Here is a 25,025-nt window from a genome sequence, read left to right as displayed (position 1 = left end):
TCGTGGGACTGCTCGGAGAGGTTTTCCTGCTGCCGCTGGCTCCGGTCCGGGGCAGTGGATGGGTGATCAAGCAGGTGCTCCGCGAGGCCGAACGGATCTACTACGACCCTTCCACGATCCGGGCTGAACTCTCCCGCCTCGAACAGCAGTTGGAGGCGGGGGAGATCACGGAGGAGGAGTTCGACCGACAGGAGGACGAGCTCCTGGACCGGCTGGAGACCAGCGCACGCGGCACCACGCAATCGGACGACGGGACAGCAAGATGAACCGAATGGGACTGGGCCTCGCTGTCGGGGCCGGATATCTGCTCGGCCGCACCAAGAAACTGAAAATGGCGGTGGCCGTCGGATCCCTGGTGGCCGGCAAGCGGCTCAACCTGACGCCGAAGGGCATCGCCGATCTGGTCTCCCAGCAGCTGCGGGACAACCCGCAGTTCAAGGAGATCGGCGACCAGCTGCGGCAGGACCTGCGCGGAGTCGGCAAGGCCGCCTCCGGCGCCATGGTCGAGCGGCAGATCGACGCGCTCGCGGACCGGCTGCACGGCCGCACCGCCGAGGTGCGCGACCAGCTCGCCGGCGCCGTGCCCGGCAAGGGCCGCAGCAAGGACGACGACCGGGACGACGAGCAGGACGACGACCTGGAGGCGGACGAGGAGTACGAGGAGGACGACGAGCCCCGGGACACCGAGGACGAGGACGCCGAGGACGTCGACGAGGACGACGAGGACGACGAGGACGAGCCCGAGCGGGCGGAGGACTCGCAGGACGAGGAGGACTCGCAGGACGAGGAGGACTCGCAGGACGAGGAACCGCCGAGGAAGCCGGCGGCGAAGAAGACGGCCAAGAAGGCGCCCGCCAAGAAGGCCCCCGCGAAGAAGGCGCCGGCCAAGAAGACCCCGGCCCGCAGGACGGCCGCCAAGAAGACCGCGTCGGCCGGGAAGACGGCCGCGAAGACGGCGTCCAGGCCGGCCTCCGGCGGCGGCTCCGGCGCCCGGCGCTCGAAGGGAGGCGGTGACCGATGACCGACACCCTCGGATCCGCGAAGTCCGCGACCTCCGCCGCGGGAAAGGCGTCCGGCAACGGCAACCCCCTCTCGGGCCTGGCCCAGAGCGAGGCGGCCGACCGGCTCAAGGGCGAGGTGCAGGAGTACCTCGCCGCGCAGGCCACGCGTCTGCTCACCGGCGTCGGCAACAAGCTCGGCGAGACCACGAACAAGCTCAACGACATCGCCGAGGGCAACAGCCCCGGGTTCGCCAAACTCGCCCTGGACGGCGGCAAGAAGATCGCCGAGGGCAAGGGCCCGGTCCGCTCCGCCCTGGAGCTGGGCGCCTCGCGCGCCAAGGACAAGGTGACCGGCGCCCTGAAGAACATCGGCGGCGGCAAGGGCGGCAAGGGCAAGAAGAGCGCCGGCAAGAAGCCGACCGTGATCATGGAGACGATCGACGTCGGCGTGCCGCTGCGCACCGCCTACGACCAGTGGACGCAGTACCAGGACTTCAGCACCTTCGCCAAGGGCGTCAAGAGCGCGAACCGCGCCGACGACACCACCAGCGACTGGCAGGCGAAGGTCTTCTGGTCCAACCGCAGCTGGAAGGCGAAGACCACCGAACAGGTGCCGGACGACCGGATCGCCTGGACGTCGGAGGGCGCCAAGGGCACCACGAAGGGCGTCGTCTCCTTCCACGAGCTCGGCGAGAACCTGACCCGCATCCTGCTGGTCATCGAGTACTACCCGACGGGCCTGTTCGAGAAGACCGGCAACATCTGGCGCGCCCAGGGCCGCCGTGCCCGCCTCGACCTGAAGAACTTCGCCCGCTTCATCACCATCAAGGGTGAGGCGCAGGACAGCTGGCGCGGCGAGATCCGTGACGGCGAGGTCGTCCGCTCCCACGACGACGCGATCGCCGAGGAGGAGGAGAACCAGCAGTCCGAGGACGCCGAGGACGCCGAGGACTCCGACGAGAACGGGGAGAACGGCGAGCCCGACGAGGACGCCGAGGCGCGGGATGCCGCGGACGACGCCCCGGAGGACGATGAGGAGTACGAGCCCGAGGAGGAGGCCGAGGGCGAGTACGAGGAGGAGGACGAGGAGGGCGAGCCCGAGGAAGAGACCGAGGAGGAGCCCGAGGGCGAGTACGAGGAGGAAGAGGAAGAGGGTGAGCCCGAGGAGGAGGCCGAGCCCGAGTACGAGGACGCGAAGGGCGGGAGCCGCAGATGACCATGTCGAGCCGGCTGCCGGAGCCGTACGGCCAGGGCGGCGGGGCCAACCTCGCCGACATCCTGGAACGCGTTCTCGACAAGGGCATCGTGATCGCGGGCGACATCCGGATCAACCTGCTCGACATCGAGCTGCTCACCATCAAGCTCCGCCTCATCGTCGCGTCCGTCGACAAGGCGAAGGAGATGGGCATCGACTGGTGGGAGACCGACCCGGCGCTGTCCTCCGGCGCCCGTCGCGACGAACTCGCGCGGGAGAACGCCGAGCTGCGTGAACGGCTGGCCCGGCTGGAGGAACTGGAGCTGGGTCGCGCCCCGGAGGATGCCCGGGAGTCCGCCTCCCGTGACGTCAGGAAGGAGTCGCCGTGACGGGACTGCGGTACGTCTACGCCGTCTGCCGGCCCTTCGGCGCGCCGTTGCAGACGGCCCTGAAGGGTGTGGCGGGCGATCCGCCCCGGCTGCTCGCCCACCGCGGTCTGATCGCGGTCGTCAGCCATGTCCCCGAGGCCGACTTCGCCGAGGCGCCCCTGCACCGGCACCTGGAGGACCTCGACTGGCTGACCGACACCGCCAGGGCCCACCAGCAGGTGATCGACGCGCTGACGGCCGTCACCACGCCGCTGCCGCTGCGGCTCGCCACGGTGTTCCGTGACGACAGCGGCGTCCGCGTGATGATGGAGGAGCGCGAGGCGGACTTCCTGCGCACGCTGGACCGGCTGGAGGGCCGCGTCGAGTGGGGCGTGAAGGTCTACGTGGAGCGGGAGCCCGCCGCTCCCGCCGCCTCCGCCGAGACGGCGGCGAAGCCCGCCTCGGGCCGGGACTACCTGCGCCGGCGGCGCATGGAGAGCCGGGCGCACGAGGACAGCTGGCAGCGTGCGGAGCAGTTCGCGGGCCGGCTGCACGCCGAACTGTCCGCGCACGCAGACGGGGCCCGGCTGCACGCGCCGCAGAACCCGGCGCTCTCCAAGGCGTCCGGACAGAACGTCCTGAACGCCGCCTACCTGGTGCCGCGCGGCCGGTCCGAGGAGTTCGTGGAACTCGTCGACGGCACCAAGGGCGAGGAGCCCGGCCTGCGCGTCGAACTCACCGGACCCTGGGCCGCGTACTCCTTCGTGGACGACGCCGGGAACGCGACGACGGCGCAGGATCCCCCGTCGGCTCCGGCGGGCGCCGACCTCGGCGAGGGGGGCTCATGACCGTCGTGGAGCGCCGCGAGGTCGCCCTGGTGGACCTGCTCGACCGGCTGCTCGCCGGGGGAGTGGTCATCACGGGCGACATCACGCTGCGCATCGCGGACGTCGACCTCGTCCGCATCGACCTCAACGCCCTGATCAGCTCGGTGAACGAGCAGGTGCCGTCGCCCTGGGGGGAGTCACCGTGACGGACCGACGCAACCACATCGACCTGGAGCCCGACACCGTCGAGCGCGACCTGGTCAAACTGGTGCTGACCGTGGTGGAGCTGCTGCGCCAGCTGATGGAACGGCAGGCGCTGCGCCGCTTCGACCAGGGCGACCTGAGCGAGGAGCAGGAGGAGCGCATCGGGCTCACCCTGATGCTGCTGGACGACCGCATGACCGAGCTGCGCGAGCGGTACGGGCTGCGGCCCGAGGACCTCAACCTGGACCTCGGGCCCCTGGGACCGCTGCTTCCCCGGGAGTGAACCCGCCGGGCGGGAACGGACGAGGTCAGGCGGCGCTCCCGGCCGCTGCCTCCGGCTCCTCGCCCTCCGCCTCACCGGTCTCGTCCCCGCCGGGCTTTCGGCCCAGGATCTCCCCGTGCAGGACGGCGAACCAGCCGTCCTCCCGCCGCCCCCACTCCCGCCAGGCCGCCGCCACGGCGTGCAGCTGTTCCGCCGTGGCGTGCCCGCCCCGGGTGGCGAGGTCCGCATAGGCCGAGGCCACGGTGCGGTCGGCCCACAGACCGCTCCACCAGGCGCGCTCCCCGGGAGTGCTGAAGGTCCAGGTGGACGACGTGGCCGTGACGTCGGTGAACCCGGCGGCCAGCGCCCAGGACCTCAGCCGCCGTCCGGCGTCCGGTTCGCCGCCGTTGGCGCGGGCCACCCGCCGGTAGAGCCCGAGCCAGTCGTCCATGCCCGCCACGGCGGGGTACCAGGTCATCGCCGCGTAGTCCGAGTCGCGGACCGCGACGTAGCCGCCGGGCCTGGTCACCCGCAGCATCTCCCGCAGCGCCTGCACCGGATCGCCGACGTGCTGGAGCACCTGATGGGCGTGGACGACGCAGAACGTGTCGTCGGGGTAGGGCAGGGCGTGCACGTCCGCGACCTCGAAGCCGACGTTGGCCAGGCCTCGCTCGTCGGCCGTGGCGCGGGCCTGCTCCAGGATCCCCGGCGCGTGGTCGACGCCGGTGACGTGCCCCTGGGGCACCAGGGCGGCCAGGTCGGCGGTGATGGTGCCGGGGCCGCAGCCGATGTCCAGGATCTGCATGTGGGGCTTGAGCGAGCCGAGCAGATAGGCCGCGGAGTTGGCGGCGGTCCGCCAGGTGTGCGAACGCAGCACGGACTCGTGGTGCCCGTGCGTGTAGACGGCGGTCTCCTGCGCTTTCGGCATGACGGCTCCCCTTCTCGACGGGCCGGGTCCGGCCGGCCCGGCCCCCGGTGATTCCACGCTACGCCGACAGCCGCATGGTGAGACAGATCATTCTGAGATGTGGACTGACGGTGTGTCAGCCACTCACCGCCGTGCGGACGGTGCGGCCCTGCGCCGCGGCGGCGGGGCGGCAGCCCGGGAGCAGCCGCCACGAGGGCGCCGAGTACGCTGAGGTGGCCGTTTCCGGCGCGGAGACGGCCTCGACACCGGAGGCTCCCCCGCATGCGCCTGCTGCTCGTCCGTCACGGCCAGACCCCCGCCAACGTGGATTACCTCCTCGACACCGCCGTGCCCGGCCCCGGACTCACCGAGCTGGGCGCCCGCCAGGCCGCCGCCCTGCCCGAGGCCCTGGCCGACGAGGACGTCGAGGCCCTCTACGCCTCCACCCTCGTCCGCACCCAGCTCACGGCCGCCCCGCTGGCCGCCGCCCGCGGCCTCGACGTCCTGGTGCGCGACGGACTGCGGGAGATCTCCGCCGGGGACCTCGAAGCACTGCCCGGCGACACGGAGCACGGCGCCCTGTACATGCGCACGGCGTTCGCCTGGGCGGCGGGCGAGAGGGACCTGCGCATGCCGGGCGGCGAGAGCGGAACCGAGTTCCTCGCGCGTTACGACACCGTGGTCGCCGAGGTCGCGGCGAGCGGCGCGCGGACCGCCGTGCTGGTCAGCCACGGCGCCGCGATCCGCACCTGGGCGGCGGCCCGTGCCCACAACGTCGACGTCCCCTTCGCCGCCGAGCACCGCCTCGCCAACACCGGCACGGTCGTGCTGGAGGGCTCGCCCGTGGACGGCTGGAAGGCGCTGTCCTGGGCCGGCGCCACGGTCGCCCCCGCCGGGGAGGGCGGACCGGCCGGACAGCCCGTGAAGCACGCCGGCGGCTGACCGCCGGGGCCGGCCGCTTCCCCGGCCTGCACCGATATCGGTTTGCCGCGGGCGGCGGGCGGCCCGCAGAATGCGTCCTCATGGGACATCTGGAAGCCGCGCACCTCGAGTACTACCTCCCCGACGGGAGGGCGCTGCTCGGCGACGTCTCCTTCCGGGTGGGCGAAGGGGCCGTCGTGGCCCTGGTCGGCCCCAACGGCGCCGGCAAGACCACCTTGCTGCGGCTGATCTCGGGCGAGCTGAAACCGCACGGCGGGACCGTCACGGTCAGCGGCGGCCTGGGCGTGATGCGCCAGTTCGTGGGCTCGGTGCGGGACGAGACGACCGTCCGTGACCTGCTGGTGTCCGTCGCCCCGCCCCGCATCCGCGAGGTCGCGCGGGCCGTCGACGAGGCCGAGCACGCGATCATGACCGTCGACGACGAGGCCGCGCAGCTCCAGTACGCGCAGGCCCTCTCCGACTGGGCCGAGGTACGCGGCTACGAGGCCGAGACGCTGTGGGACATGTGCACCACGGCCGCCCTGGGCGTCCCCTACGACAAGGCCCAGTTCCGCCTCGTGCGCACCCTGTCCGGCGGCGAGCAGAAGCGGCTCGTGCTGGAGGCGCTGCTGCGCGGGCACGACGAGGTGCTCCTCCTCGACGAGCCCGACAACTACCTCGACGTGCCCGGCAAGCGGTGGCTGGAGGAGCGGCTGAAGGAGACCCGCAAGACGGTCCTGTTCGTCTCCCACGACCGCGAACTCCTGTCCCGCGCCGCCGAGAAGATCGTCTCCGTCGAGCCCGGCCCGGCCGGCGCCGACGCCTGGGTGCACGGCGGCGGCTTCGCCACGTACCACGAGGCGCGCCGCGAACGCTTCGCCCGCTTCGAGGAACTGCGCCGCCGCTGGGACGAGAAGCACGCCCAGCTGAAGAAACTCGTGCTGAGCCTGCGCCAGGCGGCCTCCATCAGCCACGAGCTGGCCTCGCGCTACCAGGCCGCCCAGACCAGGCTGCGCAAGTTCGAGGAGGCCGGTCCGCCGCCGGAGCCGCCGCGCGAGCAGGACATCACGATGCGCCTCAAGGGCGGCCGCACCGGCGTGCGCGCCGTCACCTGCGAGGGGCTCGAACTCACCGGCCTGATGAAGCCCTTCGACCTGGAGGTCTTCTACGGCGAGCGGGTCGCCGTCCTCGGCTCCAACGGCTCGGGCAAGTCCCACTTCCTGCGGCTCCTGGCCGGCGAGAGCGTGGCGCACACGGGCATGTGGAAGCTCGGCGCGCGCGTGGTGCCCGGCCACTTCGCCCAGACCCACGCCCACCCCGAGCTACAGGGCCGCACCCTGCTGGACATCCTGTGGAGCGAGCACTCCCAGGACCGGGGGGCGGCCATGTCCCGGCTGCGCCGCTACGAGCTGACCCAGCAGGCGGAACAGACCTTCGACCGGCTGTCCGGAGGCCAGCAGGCCCGGTTCCAGATCCTGCTGCTCGAACTGCAGGGCGTCACGGCGCTGCTCCTCGACGAGCCCACCGACAACCTCGACCTGGAGTCGGCCGAAGCGCTCCAGGAGGGGCTGGAGGCCTTCGACGGGACGGTGCTGGCCGTCACCCACGACCGCTGGTTCGCCCGCTCCTTCGACCGCTACCTGGTCTTCGGCAGCGACGGCCGAGTCCGGGAGACCCCGGAGCCGGTCTGGGACGAGCGGCGCGTGGAGCGGGCCCGCTAGGGCGAAACACGACCTGGGGCCGTCCCGGAACCGCTCGGGCCCGGGACGGCCCGTCCTGGGCCTCGCCGGCTTGCGCACTCCTCGGCGAGGCCCGGCAGCCGGAATGTTCGTACAGTGGATTGCAAGAGGCCGGAAGGCCGCGAGGCCCGAGGCCGGAAGGCGAGATCCAAGGCTGCCTCCCGGCTCCTGCCCGCCCGGGCGGTGCCGGTGGACGGTCCGGGGGCGGGTACCCGAAGCGTATGGACGAACACGACGAGCGGGGCACCACGATGACCGGAGTCGACCCGGACCGGCTGGACGACCAGCAGCTCATGAGAGAGCTGGAGACGATCCACCGCACGCGCCACGACACGCTGCTCTACGGCTCGAACGACGCGCTGCGCGCCCACAACGACCGCATGGCCCGGCTGGAGGGCGAGTACCTGCGCCGCAATCCGAGCCGGTTCGTCTCACCGGGCCGCACCCGCGAGGGCGCCCGGGAGCGCACCGCCGGGGCGAACGGGCGCGGCCCGGCCGGCGCCCCCGTCGGCAAGTGGGGACCGGGAACGGCGGCGGGCGCCGGCGGCGCGTGACGCGCGCCCGCGAGGCCCGGCCGGTGCGGGACGGCACGAGGGCGCGGACGCGACGAGAGCGAGGAGGCGCCGGCGAGGGGTGTGCCCTCGCCGGCGCCTCTTCCCGGTCCTCTTCGACGGCCTCGACGTCCTCCGCGGCGGCGTCTGCGGCCTGGACGATCCGGTCTTCCTGATCGCCCCGCTCGTCCGTCAGTCGCCTTCCGCGGCGAACACCCGCAGGTAGGCCTCGCAGAACGCCGGCAGATCGTCCGGCTTGCGGCTGGTGACCAGCTTGTTCGGGCCGTGTTCGCAGATCCGCACCTGCTCGTCGACCCAGTCGCCGCCGGCGTTGCGGACGTCCGTCCGCAGGCTCGGCCACGAGGTCAGCACACGGCCCCGGACGACGTCGGCCTCGATCAGCGTCCACGGGGCGTGGCAGATCGCGGCGACCGGGCGGCCCTGCTCGAAGAACGCCTTGACGAACGCGACGGCCTTGTCGTCGGCGCGCAGGAAGTCGGGGTTGGCGACGCCGCCCGGCAGGACCAGCCCGCCGAAGGACTCCGCGGAGGCCTCGCCGACCACCTCGTCCACGGCGAAGGTGTCGGCCTTGTCGAGGTGGTTGAAGGCCTGCACCTTGCCCGGGTCGGTCGACACCAGGACGGGTTCGTGACCCGCGTCCACCGCCGCCTGCCAGGGCTCGGTCAGCTCGACCTGCTCGACGCCTTCCGGTGCCGTCAGAAACGCGATGCGCATGGGGTTCAACGTCCTTTCCGTGTCATCAGGGGTGGGGGGAAACGGCCGCGTGGCCGGTGCCGGGCCGCATCAGCGGCGGGCGTCGACCAGCGCCTCGGCCAGCTGCTGCACATTGCCGTAACGCTGCGTGTGCGGGAGTTCCCGGACCGCGTCCACGAGCGCGTCCGGAGCATGTTCGCGGCGCAGCGCGACCACCAGCGCGCCCGGCCCGGCGGGGAACGAGCCGCGTCCCAGGAAGCGGGCGAGCTCCAGACGGACCACCGCCAGCGACGCCAGAGGGCTTCCCGGCACCACCGGGCCGCCCCACACCTCGGGGTCGTCCTCGGCGGACGGCTCCGGGTCGTGCCACTCCTCCGTGCGGGTGGGGTGTCCGGACCTCAGCAGGCCCTGCAGTTCGTGCTTCATCTCGTCGTCCCGGTGCACGCTCAGCCGGTCACTGCCTCGCTGCATGGTTCGCCCTCCAGATCTTCGGGTGGCCACCGCGTACCCGAGGAGGAGAGGCCGACACGGGATCCACGCCGGGCACTTCGGGAGACCCTCCCGACCTGCGCGTCCCGCAGCCCACAGCCCCGCATCCCGCCGTCCCGCGTCGCGCTTGGCGTCAGCCCGCTTCCGGGGCCGGGAGGAACTCCTGCATCTTCGCCTTGAAGGCGTGCCGGACCACCGAGCCCGCGTCGGGCTCGCCCTTCAGGACCGCCGCGGCCGCGGCCCCCAGCTGCTCCCAGGTGGCGTGCGCCGGCACCGGCGGCACGGACGGATCGGTGAGGAACTCCACGACCGCCGGGCCGTCCGCCGCCAGGGCCGTGCGCCAGCCCGCCTCCACCTCCTCCGGCGTCTCCACCAGCACGCCGGTCAGCCCCAGGGAGCGCGCGAACTCCGCGTACGCGGGACCTGCTCCCCGGTCGGGGCCGTGGTCGTTCCACACCGCGACGACCAGCCGCTGGTCCTGCCACAGGTGCCGGTGCCCCGCCGCGGCGGACAGCTCCTCGAGCCCGTCGAGCCGCATCGCCGCGTCGTCGACCAGCGCGATCGCGGGCCGGTCCGGGCGGGCGAACTTGGCGCCGATCGCGTACGGCACGGCGCAGCCCTTCGCCCCGGAGCCGGTGGAGAGGGCGCCGCGCATGCCGGACCGCAGCGTCAGATGGCGGGCGTACCAGGCCGCCAGGTTGCCCGGTTCGCAGGTCAGCATCGCGTCGGGCGGCAGCAGCGGGTCCAGGAGGCGGGCCACCAGCTCCGGGTTGACGGGGTCGGCCGACAGCCGCGCGCGGCGGTCCAGCACCTCCTCCCAGCGCCGCACGTTGTCGCATACGGTGTCGAGCCACTCGCGGCCGCGTTCCCCGCTCCGGATCGCCGGGATCAGCCGGCTGAGCGTCTCGCGCACGTCCGCGACGAGTTCCACGTCGTAGGGCTCGGGCTCGCCGGACTCGCAGGGCTCGTCCGGCGTTCCGGAGGAGGCGCTCGACGCCTGGCCCGACACCTGTGCCACCTGCGACGCAGCCGGTTCGACGTCGATCCGGACGCTGCGCACACCGCCGCCCAGGTCCGGGAGGAACCGCGGGTGCGTGACCGAGGAGCCGATCGCCAGCACCGTGTCGCAGTCGCGCATCAGCTCGTAGGACGGACGGGTGCCCAGCGGGCCGACCGGGCCGGTGACATAGGGGAGTTCGTCGCTCACGACGCCCTTGCCGGGCAGTTCCTCGGCCACGCCGGCGCCGAGCAGTCCGGCGATCCGGCGCACCTCCTCGCCCGCGCCGGCGGCGCCCGGTCCGACCAGGATCGCCACTTTGTCACCGGAGTTGAGGATCTCCGCGGCACGCTCCAGCGCCTCCGCGGAGGGGGACGCCGTCCGCCCGTCCCGGCCGGTACCGTCCGGCGCCGCACCCATGTCGGCCGGGGGCTGCGGGGGCCCCGGGGGTTCGGGGCAGTCGAGTTCCATCACGTCCTCGGGGACCACGACCACGACCGGACAGCGGCGGGCGTACGCGGTGCGCAGCGCCCGGTCCAGGACGTCCGCCAGGTCCTGAGGGGCCGTCACCGTCTCCAGGAAGTCGGGGGCGACGTCCCGGAACAGCGTGTACGGATCCGTGCGCGGGTCCGCGTCCGGCCCGTGCGGGCCGTCTCGGTCCGTGCGACGGTGGCCGACGACCGCCAGGACGGGCACGCGGTCCTGCTTCGCGTCGGACAGGCCGTCCAGGAGGTGCACCGCGTCCGGTCCCGACGCCGCCGCGCACACTCCCGGACGTCCGCCGAACCGGGCGTCGCCCGCCGCCCGGAACGCGGAGGTGCGGGCGTGCGGCGAGCGCACGAGGCGTGGCGCGTCGCCGGCGCCGTCGCAGGCGGCGAGCAGCGCGTGGACTCCGTCGCCGGGGCAGCCGAAGACGTGCTCGACACCCCACTCGCGCAGGCGTCTCACCAGGTGTTCGGAGACCGTGGCGGCCATGAACGGGACCTCCCTGACGGGGAAAAGGCGGAAATTCGGGGGCGGGGCGTGCACCGGCACGGGTGACCGCGAAGCCCGTCCGAAAACCTCGGCGGTGTTTGGAGGCGTGCGCCCGGGGCAGGCGCGGCCACAGTGCTTCGGACCGGAGGCACGTCCGTGGCGGGCCCCGGCCTCCTGGGCCCCACGAGGCGGGCCGGCCGGGCCGCGACCGCTCCCACGGAGACCGGCCGAATCCGAAGCAGGCTCCAGGGAGTTGCTGCGTCTCATGCCGAACCGAGCGCACACGAAGCACCATCCGCACGACGACACCCCCGACACCGCCGCCGACTTCGGCAGGCTGGCCGCCCTTCCTCCGGGACCCCGGCGCGACGCCCTGCGGGCCCGCATCGTCGAGGCCTGGCTGCCGATGGCCGACCGGCTCGCCGGCCGCTTCCGCAACCGCGGCGAGAACCTGGAGGATCTGTGCCAGGTCGCTGCGCTCGGCCTGGTCAAAGCCGTCGACCGCTACGACCTCGCGCGCGGGCACGCCTTCGAGAGCTACGCCGTGCCCACCGTCACCGGCGAGATCAAGCGGCACTTCCGCGACCACATGTGGACCCTGCACGTGCCCCGCCGCGTCCAGGAGCTGCGCAACCGGGTGCGCTGCGCGGGCCAGGAACTCGCCGGGACCGCCTCGGGCCGGCGGCCCACCGTCGCCGAACTCGCCGAACGGGCGCAGCTCAGCGAGGACGAGGTCCGCACCGGACTGGAGGCGCTGGAGAGCTTCAGCGCGCTGTCGCTGGACGCGGAGCTGCCGGGCGGCGACGGCGGGTACTCCCTCACCGACACGATGGGCGAGGCGGACCCGGCGCTGGACACGGTCGTCGACCGGGTGGCCGTCGGGCCCGAGCTGGCCGCGCTGTCCGAGCGCGAGCGGACGATCCTGTACATGAGGTTCTTCGGGGACATGACGCAGAGCCGGATCGCCGAGCAGCTGGGCATCTCGCAGATGCACGTGTCCCGGCTGATCAGCCGGTGCTGCGACCGGCTGCGGGAGCAGATCCTGAACGACGCGGGCTGAACCGGCTCCCGCCGCGACCGGTGAGGGGCGGGAGCCGGGGCGGAGAGCGCGCCTCGGGCGACCGGGCCCGGTGCCGGGGGCGGGGCCCGGAGGTCACCCGCACGGGGGTGTCCGTCCCGCCAATGGCGTCCGGCCGCGCGCGGTCCGGGCCCTCCGGGGCTGTGATGGCCGTGGGGCGGCGACGCCCCGCCCCGCAGCAGCCACCGGCCGAAGGAGCCGTCCCATGGGTCGCACCGCCCACTTCCTCTCCGCTCTGGCCCTGGCCGGCACGGTCCTGGCCGTCGCCGGTCCGGCCGCCTCCGCGGACCCGTCGGCGGAGGTCAGCCCGGGCAGCGCCGCCCCCGGCGACAGCGTCAGCGTGTCGGTCGCCTGCGGCCCCCTCACCGCCCCCGTGCCCGAGAGCCTCGAGGCCACCTCGCAGGCCTTCGCCGGGGGCACCGTCGAACTGAGCAAGGTCCCCGGCGACGACCCGCAGGCCGGGACGGCCTACCGAGGCACCGCCCGGATCGCCCCCGCCGACGAGCTGGAGGCGGGCCCGGACCCGGCCGCCGCGACCGTGGCGGCGGGCGCGGCCGCAGCGGCCGCCGGGTGGACCGTCGACGGCACCTGCCCGGCCGCGCCCGGCGCCCAGGGCAAGCCCTGGAGCGCCACTGTGGAGATCGCGAACGGCTGGTCACAGCCCTGTGCGACACCGGCCGCGACCGAGTCGTGCGCCACCGCCCGGCCGTGTGCGCAGGCTCCGGGCGCCGCACGGCCCCACCCCGATTCCTGCGCCACCGCCCGCCCGTGCGCCCGGCCCGAGCCGCAGCAGCGCGGGGCCGCCTCCCCGGACGCCTCCTGCACCCCCGCCGCCGTCGACCACGGCGTCCGGGCGGGCGAGGGCGGCGCGTTCACCGACTCCGTGCCCGCGCTGGCCGCCGGCGCGCTGCTGATCGCGGGCGCGTTCGGCGCCGCCGTGCACCGACTGCGCCGCCGGGACCCCGCGGGTGACGCCTGACCGCGGCTCCCGGCCCGGCCCGCCCCCCGGTGTGACAGGCGCAACGCGCGCGGGCGGTCATGAGGGGCTGCCCCACCGGGTACTCACCCCCCAGAGGCACGACCCGCCTCGTACGAGGATCCGGCCCCCCGCGAGCGCCGAGTCCCGTACGGGACGTCACGCACCACGCGCCCCGCGCGCGGTCCCGCCGCCGGGACGGCACGGGTCGCCGGGCACGGCAGCAGGGACGGACTGCGCGGAGGACGCGATGCGACGGACGGAACCGGGGGAGAGCGAGCCCTCCCGGAATCACGTCCGCCCGCCGGACGACGCCCCCGCCCCGGACCTCGCCTTCGGGCGGGGACACGGACCCGTCCGCTACGGCCCGCCGCCTCCCACGGACGCACTGCCGGTGCTGCCCGAACTGGCCGCGGTGCTGGCCCGCGCGGCGGGCCGGGCCGAGGGCGAACCGGTCGGCGGCGGCCCCGCACTCCTCGACGCGGCCCGCGGCTACTGGTCCCGGCGCGGCGCTCCCGCGGGGCCGGGCCGGGTCGCGGCCGGCCCCGGCGCCCCGTCCCTGCTGCTCGCGCTGACCGCCGCCCTCGGCGGCGACGTCCTGGTGCCCCGGCCCTGCGCGGCCTGGTGGGCGCCGTACGCACGGCTGCTGGGGCGGCCCGTCTTCCATGTGGCCACGCCCGCCGAGTGCGGCGGCGTCCCGGACCCCTTCGCGCTGCTGGAGACGGTGCGCCGGGTCCGCGACGAGGGCGGCGACCCGCGGCTGCTGGTGCTGTCCGTCGCCGACGACCCCACCGCCACCGTCGCGCCCCCCGAGGTGCTGCACGAGGTCGTGGAGGCAGCCGCGGGCGAGGGCCTGCACCTGGTCAGCGACGAGACCTGGCGCGACACGGTGCACAGCCCGCACGAGACGGTGCTGGTCGGTCCGGCGGAGATGCTGCCCGAGCGGGTCACCGTCGTCAGCGACCTCGCCGGTGCGCTGCTCCCCGCGGGCTGGCCCGCGGCGGTCGCCCGGTTCCCCGCGTCGGCGGCCGGCGACGACCTGCACGCGCGCGTGCTCGACGTGCTCACCGCCCTCGACGCGCGCGTGGCCGCCCCCGTGGCGGCGGCCGCCGCCTACGCCCTGGCCGAGCCGGAGCCCGTGACCGCGCGTGTCGCGGCCGCCGTGCGTCTGCACGCGCGCGTGGCGGAGGCGCTGCACTCCGCCGTGGTCGGCGCGGGCGGGCTGGCGCGGCCGCCCAGGGCCGGCCGCCACCTGTACGCCGACCTGAGCCCGCTGCGCGAGGCGCTCGCGGTCCACGGGGTCACGGACGCGCAGGAGCTGGAGGACTTCCTCTCCGCCCGGCTCGGCATGCCCGCGCCGGGCGGCCACCGCTTCGGGGACGACCTCGGCGCACTGCGGGTCCGGCTGTCCACCGGCATGCTCCTGGACGGGACGGACGCACAGCGCACGGAATGCCTCACCTCGCCCACGCCGTGGGAACTGCCGCACGTGCAACGCGCGTTGGCGCGCTTGAAGTCCGTCCTCGACGATCTCCGTGACGACGCTCAGCGATGGGAGCCTCCTCGATGACGCAGCAGTCCGAGACCGCCGCCGGCCCGGTCGCCGCCCAGGAGGCCGCCACCGCCGACGCCCCGGTCACCGCCCGCGGCGACGACGCCCCGGCCCCGCTGTCCACCCTGCCCCCGCTGACCCCCGCGCCCGCCCGCCCCCCGTCGTCGCCGCTCGCGCCGGCCGTTGCGCCGCTCGGTGAGCCGCGGCCGCTGGGGGAGCGGCGGGTGTGGCCGCGCAGCTTCCACGACCGGCTGACCTCCCCGCTGCCCGGCCTCAAGGCGCTCGCCCGGTTCGCCCGCGAGGGCGCGGTGCGGCCCGGCAGGGAAGGGCTGGCCGACATCCCCCGGCTGCCCGTCGCCCCCGCCCCGGCGCCCCGCGTCGACGCCCGCACGATCGCCGTCACCTGGGCGGGACACGCCAGCTGGGTGGTGGGGATCGGCGGCCTCACCGTCCTGACCGACCCGGTGTGGTCCCGCCGCATCCTCGGCACCCCGGCCCGCATCACCCCGGTCGGCGTGCCCTGGGAGGAGCTGCCGAGGATCGACGCCGTCGTCATCAGCCACAACCACTACGACCACCTGGACGCCCCGACACTGCGCCGACTGCCGCGCGACACACCGGTGTTCGTGCCGGCCGGGCTCGGCCGGTGGTTCCTGCGCCGCCGGTTCACCCGCGTCACCGAGCTTGACTGGTGGGAGTGCGCCGAACTGTCCGGCGTGCGTTTCGACTTCGTGCCCGCGCACCACTGGTCCAAGCGCAGCCTCGTCGACACCTGTCGCACCCTGTGGGGCGGCTGGGTGCTGACCGCGCCCGACGGACGGCGCGTCTACTTCGCCGGGGACACCGGGTACGGCCACTGGTTCTCCCGCATCGGGGAGCGCCACCCGGGCATCGAGCTGGCCCTGCTGCCGATCGGCGCCTACGACCCGCGCTGGTGGCTCAGCGACGTCCACTGCGACCCGGAGGAGGCGGTCCGCGCCGCCCTCGATCTCGGCGCCCGGCGGATGGCGCCGATGCACTGGGGCACGTTCGTGCTGTCCGCGGAACCGGTGCTCGAACCCCTGACCCGGGTACGGGCGGCCTGGGAGAAGGCCGGCCTGGAGCGGGACGACCTGTGGGACCTGCCCGTGGGAGGCTCACGCGTGCTGGAGTGACCAGGACCGAGGCGGTCGTTGCGGCGAAGGACTCCGCGGCTCGCGACGGCGGAGGGCGTGGACGTCCCTGCGGGCTCAGGCGGTGCGGGGCCGTCGGAGCCGGCGCCACAGGCTCGGGGCCGTGCTGACGGCCACGGTCAGCAGGACGGCGGCGACCACGCCCTCCCAGGGCTCCGGGAACAGCGACCCGCCCAGGATCCCGATCACCTGGTAGGTCACCGCCCACGCCAGACAGGCGGGCAGATTGCCCCGCACGAAGCGGCGCAGCGGCCACTTCGCCATCAGACAGGCCAGCATCACCGGTATCCGGCCCGCCGGCACCAGCCGCGACAGCACCAGGACGGCCACGTTGTGGTCGGCGAGTTTCTCCTGGGCCTGCGCCAGCCGCTCCTCGGGCGCACGTGAGCGGATCGCCTCCAGCCAGCGCGAGCCGTTCCTGGACCGCATCCCGCGCCGCCCCAGCCAGTACAGCGCCGCGTCCCCGCAGAACGCCGCCAGCGACGCCGTCACGAACACCAGCGCCAGCGAGAACGGCGCCTTCTGGTGGAACGCGACCACGGCCGCCGTGCTCACCAGGGCCCCCGTCGGCACCACGGGCACCAGCGCCCCGATCAGCACCAGCAGGAACAACGACGGATAGCCGAGCGCCTGCTGCGTGGCCTGCGTGGGTATGACCGCCGCGGCCACGGCGGACACGGTCACCGGTCGGCCTTCAGGCGCACGCTCTCCCCGTGCCCGAGCCGGTGCACCGCGACCCCCGGCGCACGCTCCGCCGCCAGGCGCACGAACTCCTCGCCCGGCGCATGGAATTCATGGGGGCGCACGGCGTCCATCCCGATCGGCCAGTACGTCCCGTAGTGGACCGGCACGGCGCTGTGCGGCGCCAGCCGGCGCACGGCCTCGGCCGCGCGCCCCGCGTCCAGGTGCCCCTCGCCGAGATACGGCCCCCAGCCGCCCACCGGCAGCAGCGCCGCGTCGACCGGCCCGACCTCCTCGGCCATCTCCTCGAACAGGCCGGTGTCCCCGGCGAAGTACGTCCGCGCCCGGCCCTCGATCACATAGCCGAGGGCGGGGGAGCGGTGCCGGCCGACCGGCAGCCGGCGCCCGTCGTGCCGCGCGGACACGACCCGTACCCGCAGGTCGCCGACGGTCGTCTCGTCACCCGGCGCCACCTCGCTCAGCCGCAGATGACGCAGCCGGCGCAGCGCGGGCACGGCGCGCGGAGCGCCCCGGGGCACCAGCAGGCGCGTGCCCGGCGCGAGGCGCGCCAGCGAGGGCGGATGCAGGTGGTCGGCGTGCAGATGGGAGACGAGCGCCACGTCCGCCTGCCAGGCCTCGGGCGGGGGCAGCGCGCCCCGGCGGCGGCGCAGATGGGCGAGCCGCCGGGCGAACAGGGGGTCGGTGAGCACGCGCACGTTCGAATCCTCGACCGTGCAGGTGGCGTGACCCCACCACGTGATCTCCACCGGCACCTCTTTGCCTCCTTCGCGCGACTCCCCCGAAGCCTACGGGCAGGAGTAGGGTCGGCGGCGAAACCCGGAGGTGAGGGGGACGCCATGGGACCGTCGCGGGTCATGCGGGTCACGGCGATCGCGAGTCTGACGCCGCTCGAGGAACTGGACGCCGATCCCTTCCTGGTGGATTCCCGCAGCCAGCACGCGATGTGCGCGCGGTGGGCCGCGGAACGCGGATACGTCGTCGGCCGGGAACTGCTGGTGCGCGGGGTGCGCGCCGACCACTGCGTGCTGTGGGACGGCGTCCGGCCCGGGTACGACCTGTTCGTCGCGCCGAGCCGCCGGGTGCTGGAGAGCGCGCTGTCGTCCGTCGAGGAGTTCTCCGCGGAGTGCGCGCGCCGCGGGGTGCGGGTGGAGACCGTCGGCTGCGCCGAGCCGGCCTACGACGCGCAGATGAAGGCCCGGGTGCACCGCAGGCTGTCCATGCCGACGGCCGGCTACGACGGACAGTAGCCGCCGCCCCGAGGTGACCGGTACGACCGTATGGCAGGGTGGAGGGCGGCCTCCACGGGCGTCGGGGCCGGAACGCGAGGTGTACGGGGCGTGCGTGGGGTGCGATGGCGGCGGGCCGTCGGCCAGGCCGGGCGCAGCATCACGGTGTGGGGCGTCTCCACGCTGACGATGCTGGTGCTGGCCGGGATCCTGCCGGACTTCCGGTTGCAGTCCGCCGACGGCGACAGCTCCACCACCATCGCCGTGACCGCGGCCGTCGGCGCCGGGGTGTTCGGCGTGCTGTCCGCCTTGGTGTGGCCGCTGCTGGTGCGTCTGCTGCTGCTGGTGCCGGCCCTGGTCCTCGGCCTGCTGGTGTTCTTCCTCAACGGCTCGCTGCTGCTGCTCGCCCTGCGGCTGAACCCGTCCGGACAGAGCGAGGCGGCGCCCGAGACCGCCGTCATCGTCGCCGCCGTGATGTCCGCCGTGGCCTCCGCCACCGGAGGCGCCCTCGCGGTACGCGACGACGACGCCTACCGCCGCCACCTGTACCGGCTCGCCGACCGCCGTCGACGAGGCGGCCCCGCCTGTCCCGGCACGCCCGGCACCGTCTTCCTCCAGCTCGACGGCGTCGGCCACGACGTCCTCGAAGCGGCCGTGCGCAAAGGGCTGATGCCGACCGTCGCCAGGTGGCTGGGCCGCACGCCCGGCGCCGACGGCGCCGCCACGCACCGTCTCACCCCCTGGCGCACCGACTGGTCGAGCCAGACCGGCGCGAGCCAACTGGGCATCCTGCACGGCAGCAACCACGACGTGCCCGCCTTCCGCTGGTACGAGAAGGACAGCGGGGAGGTCATGGTCAGCAACCGCCCCACCAGCGCCGCCGAACTCCAGCGCCGGGCGGTCGAACGCACCGGTGACGGAGGGCTGCTGTCCGCCGACGGCGCGAGCCGCGGCAACCTCTTCAGCGGCGGCGCCGACGAGCAGGCGCTCGTGCTGTCCATCGCCGTGCGCCGGCGCAGCCGGGAGAACCGGTCGCGGGCCGGCTACTTCGCCTACTTCTCCGACCCGGCCAACGCGGTGCGCACGGCCCTGTCGTTCGTCGCCGAGGTGGTCCGCGAGATCGCCCAGTCCACCCGGGCCCGGCTGCGCAAGGAGCGCCCGCGGGTGGGACGCGGCGGCCTCTACCCCCTCGTGCGCGCCTTCGCGACCGTCGTCGAACGGGACGTCGTGGTGGCCGCCGTCACCGGCGACATGCTCGCCGGACGCACCGCCGTCTACGCCGACCTCGTGGCCTACGACGAGGTCGCGCACCACTCCGGGCCGCTGGGCCGGGACACCGAGCAGGTGCTGGGGCGGCTCGACCGGGCGCTCGCGCTGGTCGAGGGCGTCGCCGAACACGCCCCCCGCCCCTACCGGATCGTCGTCCTGTCCGACCACGGCCAGAGCCCGGGCGAGACGTTCCACGCCCGCTACGGCCTCACCCTCGGCGACCTGGTCCGGGCGGGCTGCGGACTGCCCGTCCCGCGCCGGGCCCAGCGCACCCACAGCGGCGCGGAGGCCCGTGCGGCCGTCCGCGCGGCGCTGCGCCGGCCGGTCGAGGAGGGCGGCGGGCGGCGGAGCCCGGCGGGCCGCGACTGCGAGCCGATCGTGCTCGCCTCGGGCAACCTCGGGCTCGTCTCGTTCCCCGATGTGCCGCACCGGATGAGCAAGGAGGAGATCGACGCCCGTCACCCCGCGCTGCTGTCCACGCTGGCCAACCATCCCGGCATCGGCTTCCTCCTCGTGCGCAGCGAGCGGCACGGCGGCGTCGTCCTCGGCGCGTACGGCGCGGAGATACCCCTGGACCGGCTCGACGAGGACCCCGGCCCGCTGGCCGTGTTCGGGCCGGGTGCGGCCGACGCCGTCCGCCGCACCCACACCTTCCCGCACACCGCCGACATCATGGTCAACTCCTTCCACGACCCGGCCGACGGCGAGGTCCTCGCCTTCGAGGAGCAGATCGGCTCCCACGGCGGCCTCGGCGGCGCGCAGGCCAGGCCCTTCCTGCTCTCCCCGCTCGCCCTGTCCGCGCCCGTCGAGGACGGCGCGGAGCCGGCGGGCGCGGAGGACGTCCACCGGATCCTGCGGCGCTGGCTGCGCGAGTCCGACGGCCCCGAGGTGCCCCTGGAGCCGCACCGCGACACGGAGCCGCAACCGCAGACCACGAGGGAGCCGGCGACGGACACGGAGTCGGCGCCCGAGGAGCACGTCGCCTGAGGCCCGTGTTCCGGGTGCGGTGCGCGAGAGTGTGATCGGATGGGGGTACGGAAGACCCGTCCCCCGACGGGACACTCATGCGAAAGGAACCACCGTGGCCACCACGCGCTCCGCACACACCGTCTGGGAAGGCAACCTGATCGAGGGCAACGGGGTCGTGACCTTCGACTCCTCGGGCGCCATCGACCAGCAGCCCGTGACGTGGGCCGCCCGCACCCAGGAGGCGAACGGCAAGACCAGCCCCGAGGAGCTGATCGCGGCCGCCCACTCCAGCTGCTTCTCCATGGCGTTCTCGCACGCCCTCGCCGGCGCGGGCACCCCGCCGGCCAGGCTGACGACCTCCGCCGACGTCACCTTCCAGCCGGGTGAGGGCATCACGGGCATCCATCTGACCGTCGAGGGCTCGGTCCCCGGCCTCGACGAGGAGGCGTTCGTCGCCGCCGCCGAGCAGGCCAAGGTCGGCTGCCCCGTCAGCCAGGCCCTCAAGGCCGTCCCGATCACCCTCTCGGCCAAGCTCGCCTGAGCGGTCCCGCAGCCACCCGGCCCCGGCCCCGGCCGCGTCCGCCGACGCCGAGCGGAAGCGGTCCCGGGGCCGGGTCGGGGAACCGGGACGGCAGCGCGGCGGGGGAGCAGCCGAGCCAGGGTCAGACCAGGGCGCTGAGGCCCCTGATCGCCTCCTGCGCCCACTCCTGCGCCCCCACCGCCGTGCCCGCCGCGATCCCTGTCGCCACCGGGGCCAGGGCTCCCCTGAGACCGTTCAGCGCGCGGCGCAGCCGGCCCGGCTCCGGATCCTGCCCGGTGGTGACCTCCGCCAGCACCTCCTGCGCGGCGGCCTCGGCGTCCTCGCGCTCGCGGTCGGGGAGGCCCGCGCCGGGAAGCTGCCGCAGCAGCTCGCCCACCAGCGCCGCGAGCGCCTCGTGGCCCGGCGCCACGGGGCCGTTGAGCTGCTGGTTCTGGGTGACCGTCTCGTTGTTCCAGGCGAACTGGGAGCTGGACACGCCGCCGTGGAACACCGGCCCGTCGTAGTTGTTCACCTGCTGGGGGTCGCTCATCCGCCGACTCCGTCCTCATCGCCGTGATTGGTCTGCCGCTGGACGACGGTGCTGTTGTTCCACGCCAGTTGGGCGTGGTGGACCGCCTGGTGGAACACCGGACCGTAGTAGTTGTTGACGACGGACACCGGCGCGGGGGCGGGTTCGGCGATCCGCACGACCGGCAGGGTGGTGCGCAGCGTCGTCAGGTCGACGCGGTCGTTGTGCTGGACGGCGGTGGCCCCCGTGCCCGTCACCGAGCACTCCACGAGCCGGCCGCCGCCGGAGCCGTCGAAGCGCATGCCGGTGGCCCCGCAGCCGTCGAAACGGCTGTGCGCGACGTCCACGTACGCCGAGTCCGTCGCGCACAGCCCGAACGACTGGGCGTCGGTGACGCCGAGGTTCACGGCGACCAGCCGCGCCGAGCCGTGCGCGAGCGCCCCGCCGGTGGTCATCGCCGTGACCTCGCAGTCGTGCAGGTGCAGTTGAGCCTCCTCGCCGACGCTGAAGCCCACCAGCCCGCGCTCCGCGCGGAGCTTCTTCACGACGGCCCGGGACTGGCCGACCGCTGCCACGGCCGCCATGTCGAAGTCCTGGATCACCGTGTCGGTCAGCTCGGCCGCCGTCCCGCCGTTTCCGCGTGTCTCCAGGCCGAACGGACAGCGCTCGACGCCCATCCGCTCGAAGACGGCCTTGCTCTCGTCCCAGACCCGCAGCGCGACGCCGGTCAGGTCCGAGACGGTGGTGCCGGTGAAGCGGCCGCGGGCCTTGTCGGTGACGGCGATGCCGACGTTGCCGCCCGTGACGCGGCACCCGGTGACGCGGGGGGCGCCGCCGCGGGTGGACAGGATCCCGACGTTGCCCGCGCCGAGGATCTCGCAGTCCTCGAAGGCGCCCCGGCCCGCGTCCTGGACGTGGACGCCGGTGTCGCGGCAGTCGGCGAACACGCAGCCGTGCACCGAGGGGTCGGCGCCGCTCGCCACCAGAACCCCGTTCTCGGCGTCGGTGACACGGGTGCCGCGTACCGAGCCGCGGGACTGCTCGACGTACGCGAGCGCCGCCATGTGCACGGCGTCGACCCGGCAGTCCTCCACGACCATCTCGGCGCGGGTGTCCGCCATGAGAGCCGCCTTCTCGGTCCCGGTGACCTCGCACCCGGCGAGGTGCGCCCACGCGTCGCTGACCCGCACGCCGTGGATGCGGGCGCCGTCGACGTGAGCGGCCCGCACCGTGACCCGGGCGTTCTGGATCACGGCGAGCGCGTTGTCGGCGCAGTCCGCGAAACGGCACCGTTCGACGTGCCCGGCGGAGCCGGCGAACACAACCCGGCCGAAACGGAACCGGCAGTCGGTCAGGGTGGCCGCGGCGCGCGGTCGCACCTGCACGCACACCCCGTCGTGGGCCCGCACCTCCACGCTGTCCAGCACGAGGGAGCCGCCCTGGCAGTCGACGACGCCGGCGGCTGCGTCCCGCCCCACCAGGACCAGCCCGCGTACCACGACCTGGCCGAGAGCGTCGAGCACGGTGCCCCGGGGGCCGCTCACCACCACGGTGCCCGGCTCGCCGAGCGCGACCAGTTCGATCTCCCCGCGCACGGCGAGGTGTTCCTCGTAGTGGCCGGGCGCGATCTCCACGCGCGCCGGCCGCCCGCGCGCCGCGGCGGCGCGCAGCGCGGACCCGATGTCCCGGTGTCCGCCGCGTCCCCCGTGCGGCGACACGACGTACTTCTTGACCATGCCCGCTGCCCCCGCCGCACCGATCGTGAAACCGCCGTCGACTCGCGGTCACCGATGCTACCGGGGCCGCCCGGGTGACGGCGGGGCCGCACGAGGCCTTCACACACCCCGACGGCCGGGCGGGCGGGCCGCGGTTCAGAGGGCGGCGCGGACCTCCCGCAGGATCTCCTCGGTGCGCGACGCGGACGCGGCGTGCGTCGTCATGTGGTCGAGGACCTCCAGGTGGGCGGAGACCTCCTTGCGGTCGTCGAGGTACAGGGCGCCTGTCAGGTACTCGGCGACGACCATGTCGGGCAGTTCGGGCTCGGCGAAGCGGAACAGCGAGAACGGGGCGGACGTCCCCGGATGCGGTCCCGTCGCGAACTCGGAGATCTGGAGGGTGATCCGGTCGCGTTCGGCGAACTCCACCAGCCTGTCGAGCTGTCCGGTCATCACGGCGGGGTCGTCGCCGACCGGGCGGCGCAGCACCGTCTCGTCCATCACCACCCACAGGTGGGGCGGGTCCTCGCTCTCCAGCAGGCGCTGGCGAGCCATCCGCAGCGACACGTGGCGCTCGATGGACCGCGGGGTGGTCCGCCCGACCGTGCCCGCCTCCAGCACCGCCCGCGCGTAGTCCTCCGTCTGCAACAGCCCGGGGATGAAGTGCGGCTCGTACGAGCGGATCAGCCGGGCCGCGCCCTCCAGGCTGACGTACAGGCTGAACCACTCCGGCAGCACATCGTGGTAACGCTGCCACCAGCCGGGCCGGTTGGCCTCCTCGGTGAGCGAGACGAACGCCTGCGTCTCCGCCTCGGGGACGCCGTAGGCCTCCAGCAGCACCTGTACGTACGGGACCTTCAGCGCGACGTCGGCCGTCTCCATCCGGCGCACCGTCGCCGGAGCGACGCGCAGGGAGCGGGCCGCCTCCTCGCGACTGAGGCCGGCCGCCTCGCGCAGCTCCTGGAGCCGTCTGCCGAGCACCACCTGCCCCACCGTGGGCGCGGGCCGCCGTTCACTCACGCCACGTCTCCCCTAAGCGTTCGGGCACACCGGCCAGTGTGTCACGTTCCGGGCCTCCGGCCGACGGGAACGGAGCCGAACATTCCTCACCCCACAGATATGACTGAGCGTCAGTTCGTAGTCATATGCAGGTACTTCGCCGTGGCCGGGTCGGCCGGCAGGAACGTCTCGACGGCGAGTTCGGCGACCGTCACGTCCATGGGGGTGTTGAAGGTGGAGACGGACGAGATGAAGGAGAGGACCCGCCCCTCGTGCTCGATCCGCAGCGGCAGCGCGAAATACGCAACCGCCTCGGTCTCCTCGCCCTCCGCGCTCTCCGCGCTCTCCTCGCCCCTCCCGGTCTCGTCGGTCCGGGTGGCCGGGGCCGGGCCGCACAGCCCGTCGGCGACGGGATAAGCGGCAACCTCGTCGTACAGCTCCCGCAGCGGCGCCGAGCGGTACAGCGCGATCTGCCGCTCCATCTGCGCCAGCAGGTGGCCGCGCCACTCGCGCAGATTGCGGATGCGCGGCGCGAGACCCTCGGGGTGCAGCGTGAGGCGCATCGCGTTCAGCGGCGGCGCGAGCAGGGACTCCGGGACGCCGTCCAGCAGCATCATGATGCCCCGGTTGGCCGCCACCACGTCGTAGTGCGCGTCCATGATCAGCGCCGGGTAGGGCTCGTAGCCCCGGATCAGCCGCTCCAGGCCGGAGCGCACCGCGTCCAGCGCGGGATCGTCCAGCGGGGTCTGCGGGTAGCGCGGGGCGTACCCGGCGGCCAGCAGGAGCGCGTTGCGTTCCCGTACGGGCACGTCCAGGCGTTCGGCGAGCCGCAGCACCATCTCCTCGCTGGGCCGGGAGCGGCCGGTCTCCACGAAACTGATGTGGCGGGCCGAGGAGTCGGCGCCGAGCGCCAGTTCCAGCTGGCTCATCCGGCGGCGCTCCCGCCAGGCCCGCAGCAGCGGCCCGACACCGCGGTCGGCGGGGACGGCGGGGACGGCGTTCGTACCGGTCGCGGCGGTCGTCATGGTCACGACCGTAGTCCAGGAGGGCGGCGCGGTGCGCGGCCGAGGCTGCCCGGCGTCAAGGAGCGCGGTGCGCCGGCCGCGGGCGCGGCTATGACCAGGGCCGGTACGGCGTTCCTGTGGCACGCTGGACAGGTGCGCGACAT

At 74.3% G+C, this 25,025-nt stretch carries 27 protein-coding genes; 17 read left to right on the top strand and 10 right to left on the bottom strand.

The window, feature by feature from the left end; all coding sequences use genetic code 11:
* Positions 1-2 precede the first annotated feature (2 nt).
* From ACGFSH_RS20405 to ACGFSH_RS20375, 7 genes are read left to right on the top strand one after another with little or no spacing between them, the layout of a single operon-like run.
* The gene (locus ACGFSH_RS20405) at positions 3-266 is read left to right on the top strand and encodes a gas vesicle protein GvpG (RefSeq protein ID WP_393350453.1); all 264 of its coding nucleotides are present in this window, start codon (positions 3-5) and stop codon (positions 264-266) included.
* Positions 263-1,021: a DNA primase gene (locus ACGFSH_RS20400; RefSeq protein ID WP_393350451.1), complete on the top strand. Its 759-nt coding sequence runs from the start codon at positions 263-265 to the stop codon at positions 1,019-1,021. Before ACGFSH_RS20405 ends, ACGFSH_RS20400 begins: the two co-directional genes overlap by 4 nt.
* On the top strand, positions 1,018-2,217 hold the full coding sequence (locus ACGFSH_RS20395; protein ID WP_393350449.1) for an SRPBCC family protein: 1,200 nt from the start codon (positions 1,018-1,020) through the stop codon (positions 2,215-2,217). The genes ACGFSH_RS20400 and ACGFSH_RS20395 overlap by 4 nt, the downstream gene beginning before the upstream one ends.
* Complete coding sequence (locus tag ACGFSH_RS20390) at positions 2,214-2,585, top strand: gas vesicle protein (RefSeq protein ID WP_393350447.1); 372 nt, start codon at positions 2,214-2,216, stop codon at positions 2,583-2,585. Before ACGFSH_RS20395 ends, ACGFSH_RS20390 begins: the two co-directional genes overlap by 4 nt.
* Positions 2,582-3,412 carry a GvpL/GvpF family gas vesicle protein gene (locus ACGFSH_RS20385; protein ID WP_393350445.1) on the top strand — a complete coding sequence of 277 codons (831 nt, stop codon included), beginning with the start codon at positions 2,582-2,584 and terminating at the stop codon, positions 3,410-3,412. Before ACGFSH_RS20390 ends, ACGFSH_RS20385 begins: the two co-directional genes overlap by 4 nt.
* Entirely contained in the window at positions 3,409-3,597 is a 189-nt protein-coding gene (locus tag ACGFSH_RS20380; RefSeq protein ID WP_054241593.1) for a gas vesicle protein, read from the top strand. The genes ACGFSH_RS20385 and ACGFSH_RS20380 overlap by 4 nt, the downstream gene beginning before the upstream one ends.
* On the top strand, positions 3,594-3,878 hold the full coding sequence (locus tag ACGFSH_RS20375) for a gas vesicle protein K (RefSeq protein ID WP_190151370.1): 285 nt from the start codon (positions 3,594-3,596) through the stop codon (positions 3,876-3,878). Before ACGFSH_RS20380 ends, ACGFSH_RS20375 begins: the two co-directional genes overlap by 4 nt.
* A 25-nt stretch (positions 3,879-3,903) precedes the next feature.
* Here the strand turns inward: ACGFSH_RS20375 and ACGFSH_RS20370 are convergent, their stop codons facing one another.
* Positions 3,904-4,785 (bottom strand): class I SAM-dependent methyltransferase, encoded by an 882-nt coding sequence (locus tag ACGFSH_RS20370; RefSeq protein ID WP_393350443.1) that lies wholly within the window; start codon positions 4,783-4,785, stop codon positions 3,904-3,906.
* Positions 4,786-5,046: 261 nt separating this feature from the next.
* Here ACGFSH_RS20370 and ACGFSH_RS20365 point away from each other — a divergent pair, with 261 nt between their 5' ends.
* The 3 genes from ACGFSH_RS20365 to ACGFSH_RS20355 all read left to right on the top strand — a co-directional run bounded on the left by ACGFSH_RS20365 (position 5,047) and on the right by ACGFSH_RS20355 (position 7,978).
* Complete coding sequence (locus ACGFSH_RS20365; RefSeq protein ID WP_393350440.1) at positions 5,047-5,706, top strand: histidine phosphatase family protein; 660 nt, start codon at positions 5,047-5,049, stop codon at positions 5,704-5,706.
* 80 nt (positions 5,707-5,786) lie between these two features.
* A complete protein-coding gene (locus ACGFSH_RS20360) occupies positions 5,787-7,406 on the top strand; it encodes an ABC-F family ATP-binding cassette domain-containing protein (protein WP_393350438.1) in 1,620 nt (539 codons plus the stop codon).
* A gap of 239 nt (positions 7,407-7,645) precedes the next feature.
* On the top strand, positions 7,646-7,978 hold the full coding sequence (locus tag ACGFSH_RS20355) for a DUF6158 family protein (protein WP_393350436.1): 333 nt from the start codon (positions 7,646-7,648) through the stop codon (positions 7,976-7,978).
* 189 nt (positions 7,979-8,167) lie between these two features.
* Here the strand turns inward: ACGFSH_RS20355 and ACGFSH_RS20350 are convergent, their stop codons facing one another.
* From ACGFSH_RS20350 to ACGFSH_RS20340, 3 genes are all read right to left on the bottom strand, one after another.
* Positions 8,168-8,710 carry a type 1 glutamine amidotransferase domain-containing protein gene (locus tag ACGFSH_RS20350; protein WP_393350433.1) on the bottom strand — a complete coding sequence of 181 codons (543 nt, stop codon included), beginning with the start codon at positions 8,708-8,710 and terminating at the stop codon, positions 8,168-8,170.
* A gap of 69 nt (positions 8,711-8,779) precedes the next feature.
* Positions 8,780-9,160: a DUF2795 domain-containing protein gene (locus tag ACGFSH_RS20345; protein ID WP_393350431.1), complete on the bottom strand. Its 381-nt coding sequence runs from the start codon at positions 9,158-9,160 to the stop codon at positions 8,780-8,782.
* A gap of 151 nt (positions 9,161-9,311) precedes the next feature.
* Positions 9,312-11,150: a thiamine pyrophosphate-binding protein gene (locus tag ACGFSH_RS20340; RefSeq protein ID WP_393350429.1), complete on the bottom strand. Its 1,839-nt coding sequence runs from the start codon at positions 11,148-11,150 to the stop codon at positions 9,312-9,314.
* Between the two features lie 265 nt (positions 11,151-11,415).
* Between ACGFSH_RS20340 and ACGFSH_RS20335 the strand changes: the two genes are divergently transcribed.
* The 4 genes from ACGFSH_RS20335 to ACGFSH_RS20320 all read left to right on the top strand — a co-directional run bounded on the left by ACGFSH_RS20335 (position 11,416) and on the right by ACGFSH_RS20320 (position 15,910).
* On the top strand, positions 11,416-12,210 hold the full coding sequence (locus ACGFSH_RS20335) for an RNA polymerase sigma factor SigF (protein WP_393350427.1): 795 nt from the start codon (positions 11,416-11,418) through the stop codon (positions 12,208-12,210).
* A gap of 223 nt (positions 12,211-12,433) precedes the next feature.
* Positions 12,434-13,207: a hypothetical protein gene (locus ACGFSH_RS20330; protein WP_393350426.1), complete on the top strand. Its 774-nt coding sequence runs from the start codon at positions 12,434-12,436 to the stop codon at positions 13,205-13,207.
* 247 nt (positions 13,208-13,454) lie between these two features.
* A complete protein-coding gene (locus ACGFSH_RS20325; RefSeq protein ID WP_393350423.1) occupies positions 13,455-14,774 on the top strand; it encodes an aminotransferase class I/II-fold pyridoxal phosphate-dependent enzyme in 1,320 nt (439 codons plus the stop codon).
* On the top strand, positions 14,771-15,910 hold the full coding sequence (locus ACGFSH_RS20320) for an MBL fold metallo-hydrolase (protein WP_393350420.1): 1,140 nt from the start codon (positions 14,771-14,773) through the stop codon (positions 15,908-15,910). The genes ACGFSH_RS20325 and ACGFSH_RS20320 overlap by 4 nt, the downstream gene beginning before the upstream one ends.
* Positions 15,911-15,985: 75 nt before the next feature.
* On the opposite strand, the gene ACGFSH_RS20315 is transcribed toward ACGFSH_RS20320, so the two are convergent.
* Entirely contained in the window at positions 15,986-16,606 is a 621-nt protein-coding gene (locus tag ACGFSH_RS20315) for a DedA family protein (protein WP_393350876.1), read from the bottom strand.
* Positions 16,607-16,608: 2 nt separating this feature from the next.
* On the bottom strand, positions 16,609-17,382 hold the full coding sequence (locus ACGFSH_RS20310; protein WP_393350418.1) for an MBL fold metallo-hydrolase: 774 nt from the start codon (positions 17,380-17,382) through the stop codon (positions 16,609-16,611).
* A gap of 84 nt (positions 17,383-17,466) precedes the next feature.
* On the opposite strand from ACGFSH_RS20310, the gene ACGFSH_RS20305 reads away from it, so the two are divergent.
* The 3 genes from ACGFSH_RS20305 to ACGFSH_RS20295 all read left to right on the top strand — a co-directional run bounded on the left by ACGFSH_RS20305 (position 17,467) and on the right by ACGFSH_RS20295 (position 20,635).
* Positions 17,467-17,877: a hypothetical protein gene (locus tag ACGFSH_RS20305; protein ID WP_393350416.1), complete on the top strand. Its 411-nt coding sequence runs from the start codon at positions 17,467-17,469 to the stop codon at positions 17,875-17,877.
* Between the two features lie 30 nt (positions 17,878-17,907).
* Positions 17,908-20,112: a phage holin family protein gene (locus ACGFSH_RS20300; RefSeq protein WP_393350413.1), complete on the top strand. Its 2,205-nt coding sequence runs from the start codon at positions 17,908-17,910 to the stop codon at positions 20,110-20,112.
* A gap of 94 nt (positions 20,113-20,206) precedes the next feature.
* Positions 20,207-20,635 carry an OsmC family protein gene (locus ACGFSH_RS20295; RefSeq protein WP_329415193.1) on the top strand — a complete coding sequence of 143 codons (429 nt, stop codon included), beginning with the start codon at positions 20,207-20,209 and terminating at the stop codon, positions 20,633-20,635.
* A 121-nt stretch (positions 20,636-20,756) separates the two neighbouring features.
* Here the strand turns inward: ACGFSH_RS20295 and ACGFSH_RS20290 are convergent, their stop codons facing one another.
* The 4 genes from ACGFSH_RS20290 to ACGFSH_RS20275 form a co-directional block, all read right to left on the bottom strand.
* Positions 20,757-21,164, bottom strand: coding sequence for a hypothetical protein (locus ACGFSH_RS20290; RefSeq protein ID WP_393350410.1), 408 nt, complete (start codon positions 21,162-21,164; stop codon positions 20,757-20,759).
* Positions 21,161-22,879, bottom strand: a complete 1,719-nt coding sequence (locus tag ACGFSH_RS20285; RefSeq protein WP_393350407.1) for a right-handed parallel beta-helix repeat-containing protein — start codon at positions 22,877-22,879, stop codon at positions 21,161-21,163. Before ACGFSH_RS20285 ends, ACGFSH_RS20290 begins: the two co-directional genes overlap by 4 nt.
* Before the next feature lie 135 nt (positions 22,880-23,014).
* Positions 23,015-23,878, bottom strand: a complete 864-nt coding sequence (locus tag ACGFSH_RS20280; RefSeq protein WP_393350405.1) for a helix-turn-helix domain-containing protein — start codon at positions 23,876-23,878, stop codon at positions 23,015-23,017.
* A 110-nt stretch (positions 23,879-23,988) separates the two neighbouring features.
* A complete protein-coding gene (locus ACGFSH_RS20275) occupies positions 23,989-24,882 on the bottom strand; it encodes a helix-turn-helix domain-containing protein (RefSeq protein WP_393350402.1) in 894 nt (297 codons plus the stop codon).
* Positions 24,883-25,025: the final 143 nt, after the last annotated feature.

This window comes from Streptomyces sp. NPDC048481 (genome assembly GCF_043200075.1).
Classification (GTDB): Bacteria; Actinomycetota; Actinomycetes; order Streptomycetales; family Streptomycetaceae; genus Streptomyces.
Note: the sequence above shows the minus strand (reverse complement) of the source record. Positions and strands in the feature narration are given on the sequence as shown.

Coding starts and splice junctions, on each gene's coding strand:
- ACGFSH_RS20400 (WP_393350451.1), top strand. CDS start 263: ATGAACCGAATGGGACTGGGCCTCGCTGTCGGGGCCGGATATCTGCTC.
- ACGFSH_RS20395 (WP_393350449.1), top strand. CDS start 1,018: ATGACCGACACCCTCGGATCCGCGAAGTCCGCGACCTCCGCCGCGGGA.
- ACGFSH_RS20390 (WP_393350447.1), top strand. CDS start 2,214: ATGACCATGTCGAGCCGGCTGCCGGAGCCGTACGGCCAGGGCGGCGGG.
- ACGFSH_RS20380 (WP_054241593.1), top strand. CDS start 3,409: ATGACCGTCGTGGAGCGCCGCGAGGTCGCCCTGGTGGACCTGCTCGAC.
- ACGFSH_RS20370 (WP_393350443.1), bottom strand. CDS start 4,785: ATGCCGAAAGCGCAGGAGACCGCCGTCTACACGCACGGGCACCACGAG.
- ACGFSH_RS20365 (WP_393350440.1), top strand. CDS start 5,047: ATGCGCCTGCTGCTCGTCCGTCACGGCCAGACCCCCGCCAACGTGGAT.
- ACGFSH_RS20360 (WP_393350438.1), top strand. CDS start 5,787: ATGGGACATCTGGAAGCCGCGCACCTCGAGTACTACCTCCCCGACGGG.
- ACGFSH_RS20355 (WP_393350436.1), top strand. CDS start 7,646: ATGGACGAACACGACGAGCGGGGCACCACGATGACCGGAGTCGACCCG.
- ACGFSH_RS20350 (WP_393350433.1), bottom strand. CDS start 8,710: ATGCGCATCGCGTTTCTGACGGCACCGGAAGGCGTCGAGCAGGTCGAG.
- ACGFSH_RS20345 (WP_393350431.1), bottom strand. CDS start 9,160: ATGCAGCGAGGCAGTGACCGGCTGAGCGTGCACCGGGACGACGAGATG.
- ACGFSH_RS20340 (WP_393350429.1), bottom strand. CDS start 11,150: ATGGCCGCCACGGTCTCCGAACACCTGGTGAGACGCCTGCGCGAGTGG.
- ACGFSH_RS20335 (WP_393350427.1), top strand. CDS start 11,416: ATGCCGAACCGAGCGCACACGAAGCACCATCCGCACGACGACACCCCC.
- ACGFSH_RS20330 (WP_393350426.1), top strand. CDS start 12,434: ATGGGTCGCACCGCCCACTTCCTCTCCGCTCTGGCCCTGGCCGGCACG.
- ACGFSH_RS20325 (WP_393350423.1), top strand. CDS start 13,455: ATGCGACGGACGGAACCGGGGGAGAGCGAGCCCTCCCGGAATCACGTC.
- ACGFSH_RS20320 (WP_393350420.1), top strand. CDS start 14,771: ATGACGCAGCAGTCCGAGACCGCCGCCGGCCCGGTCGCCGCCCAGGAG.
- ACGFSH_RS20305 (WP_393350416.1), top strand. CDS start 17,467: ATGGGACCGTCGCGGGTCATGCGGGTCACGGCGATCGCGAGTCTGACG.
- ACGFSH_RS20300 (WP_393350413.1), top strand. CDS start 17,908: ATGGCAGGGTGGAGGGCGGCCTCCACGGGCGTCGGGGCCGGAACGCGA.
- ACGFSH_RS20290 (WP_393350410.1), bottom strand. CDS start 21,164: ATGAGCGACCCCCAGCAGGTGAACAACTACGACGGGCCGGTGTTCCAC.
- ACGFSH_RS20285 (WP_393350407.1), bottom strand. CDS start 22,879: ATGGTCAAGAAGTACGTCGTGTCGCCGCACGGGGGACGCGGCGGACAC.
- ACGFSH_RS20275 (WP_393350402.1), bottom strand. CDS start 24,882: ATGACGACCGCCGCGACCGGTACGAACGCCGTCCCCGCCGTCCCCGCC.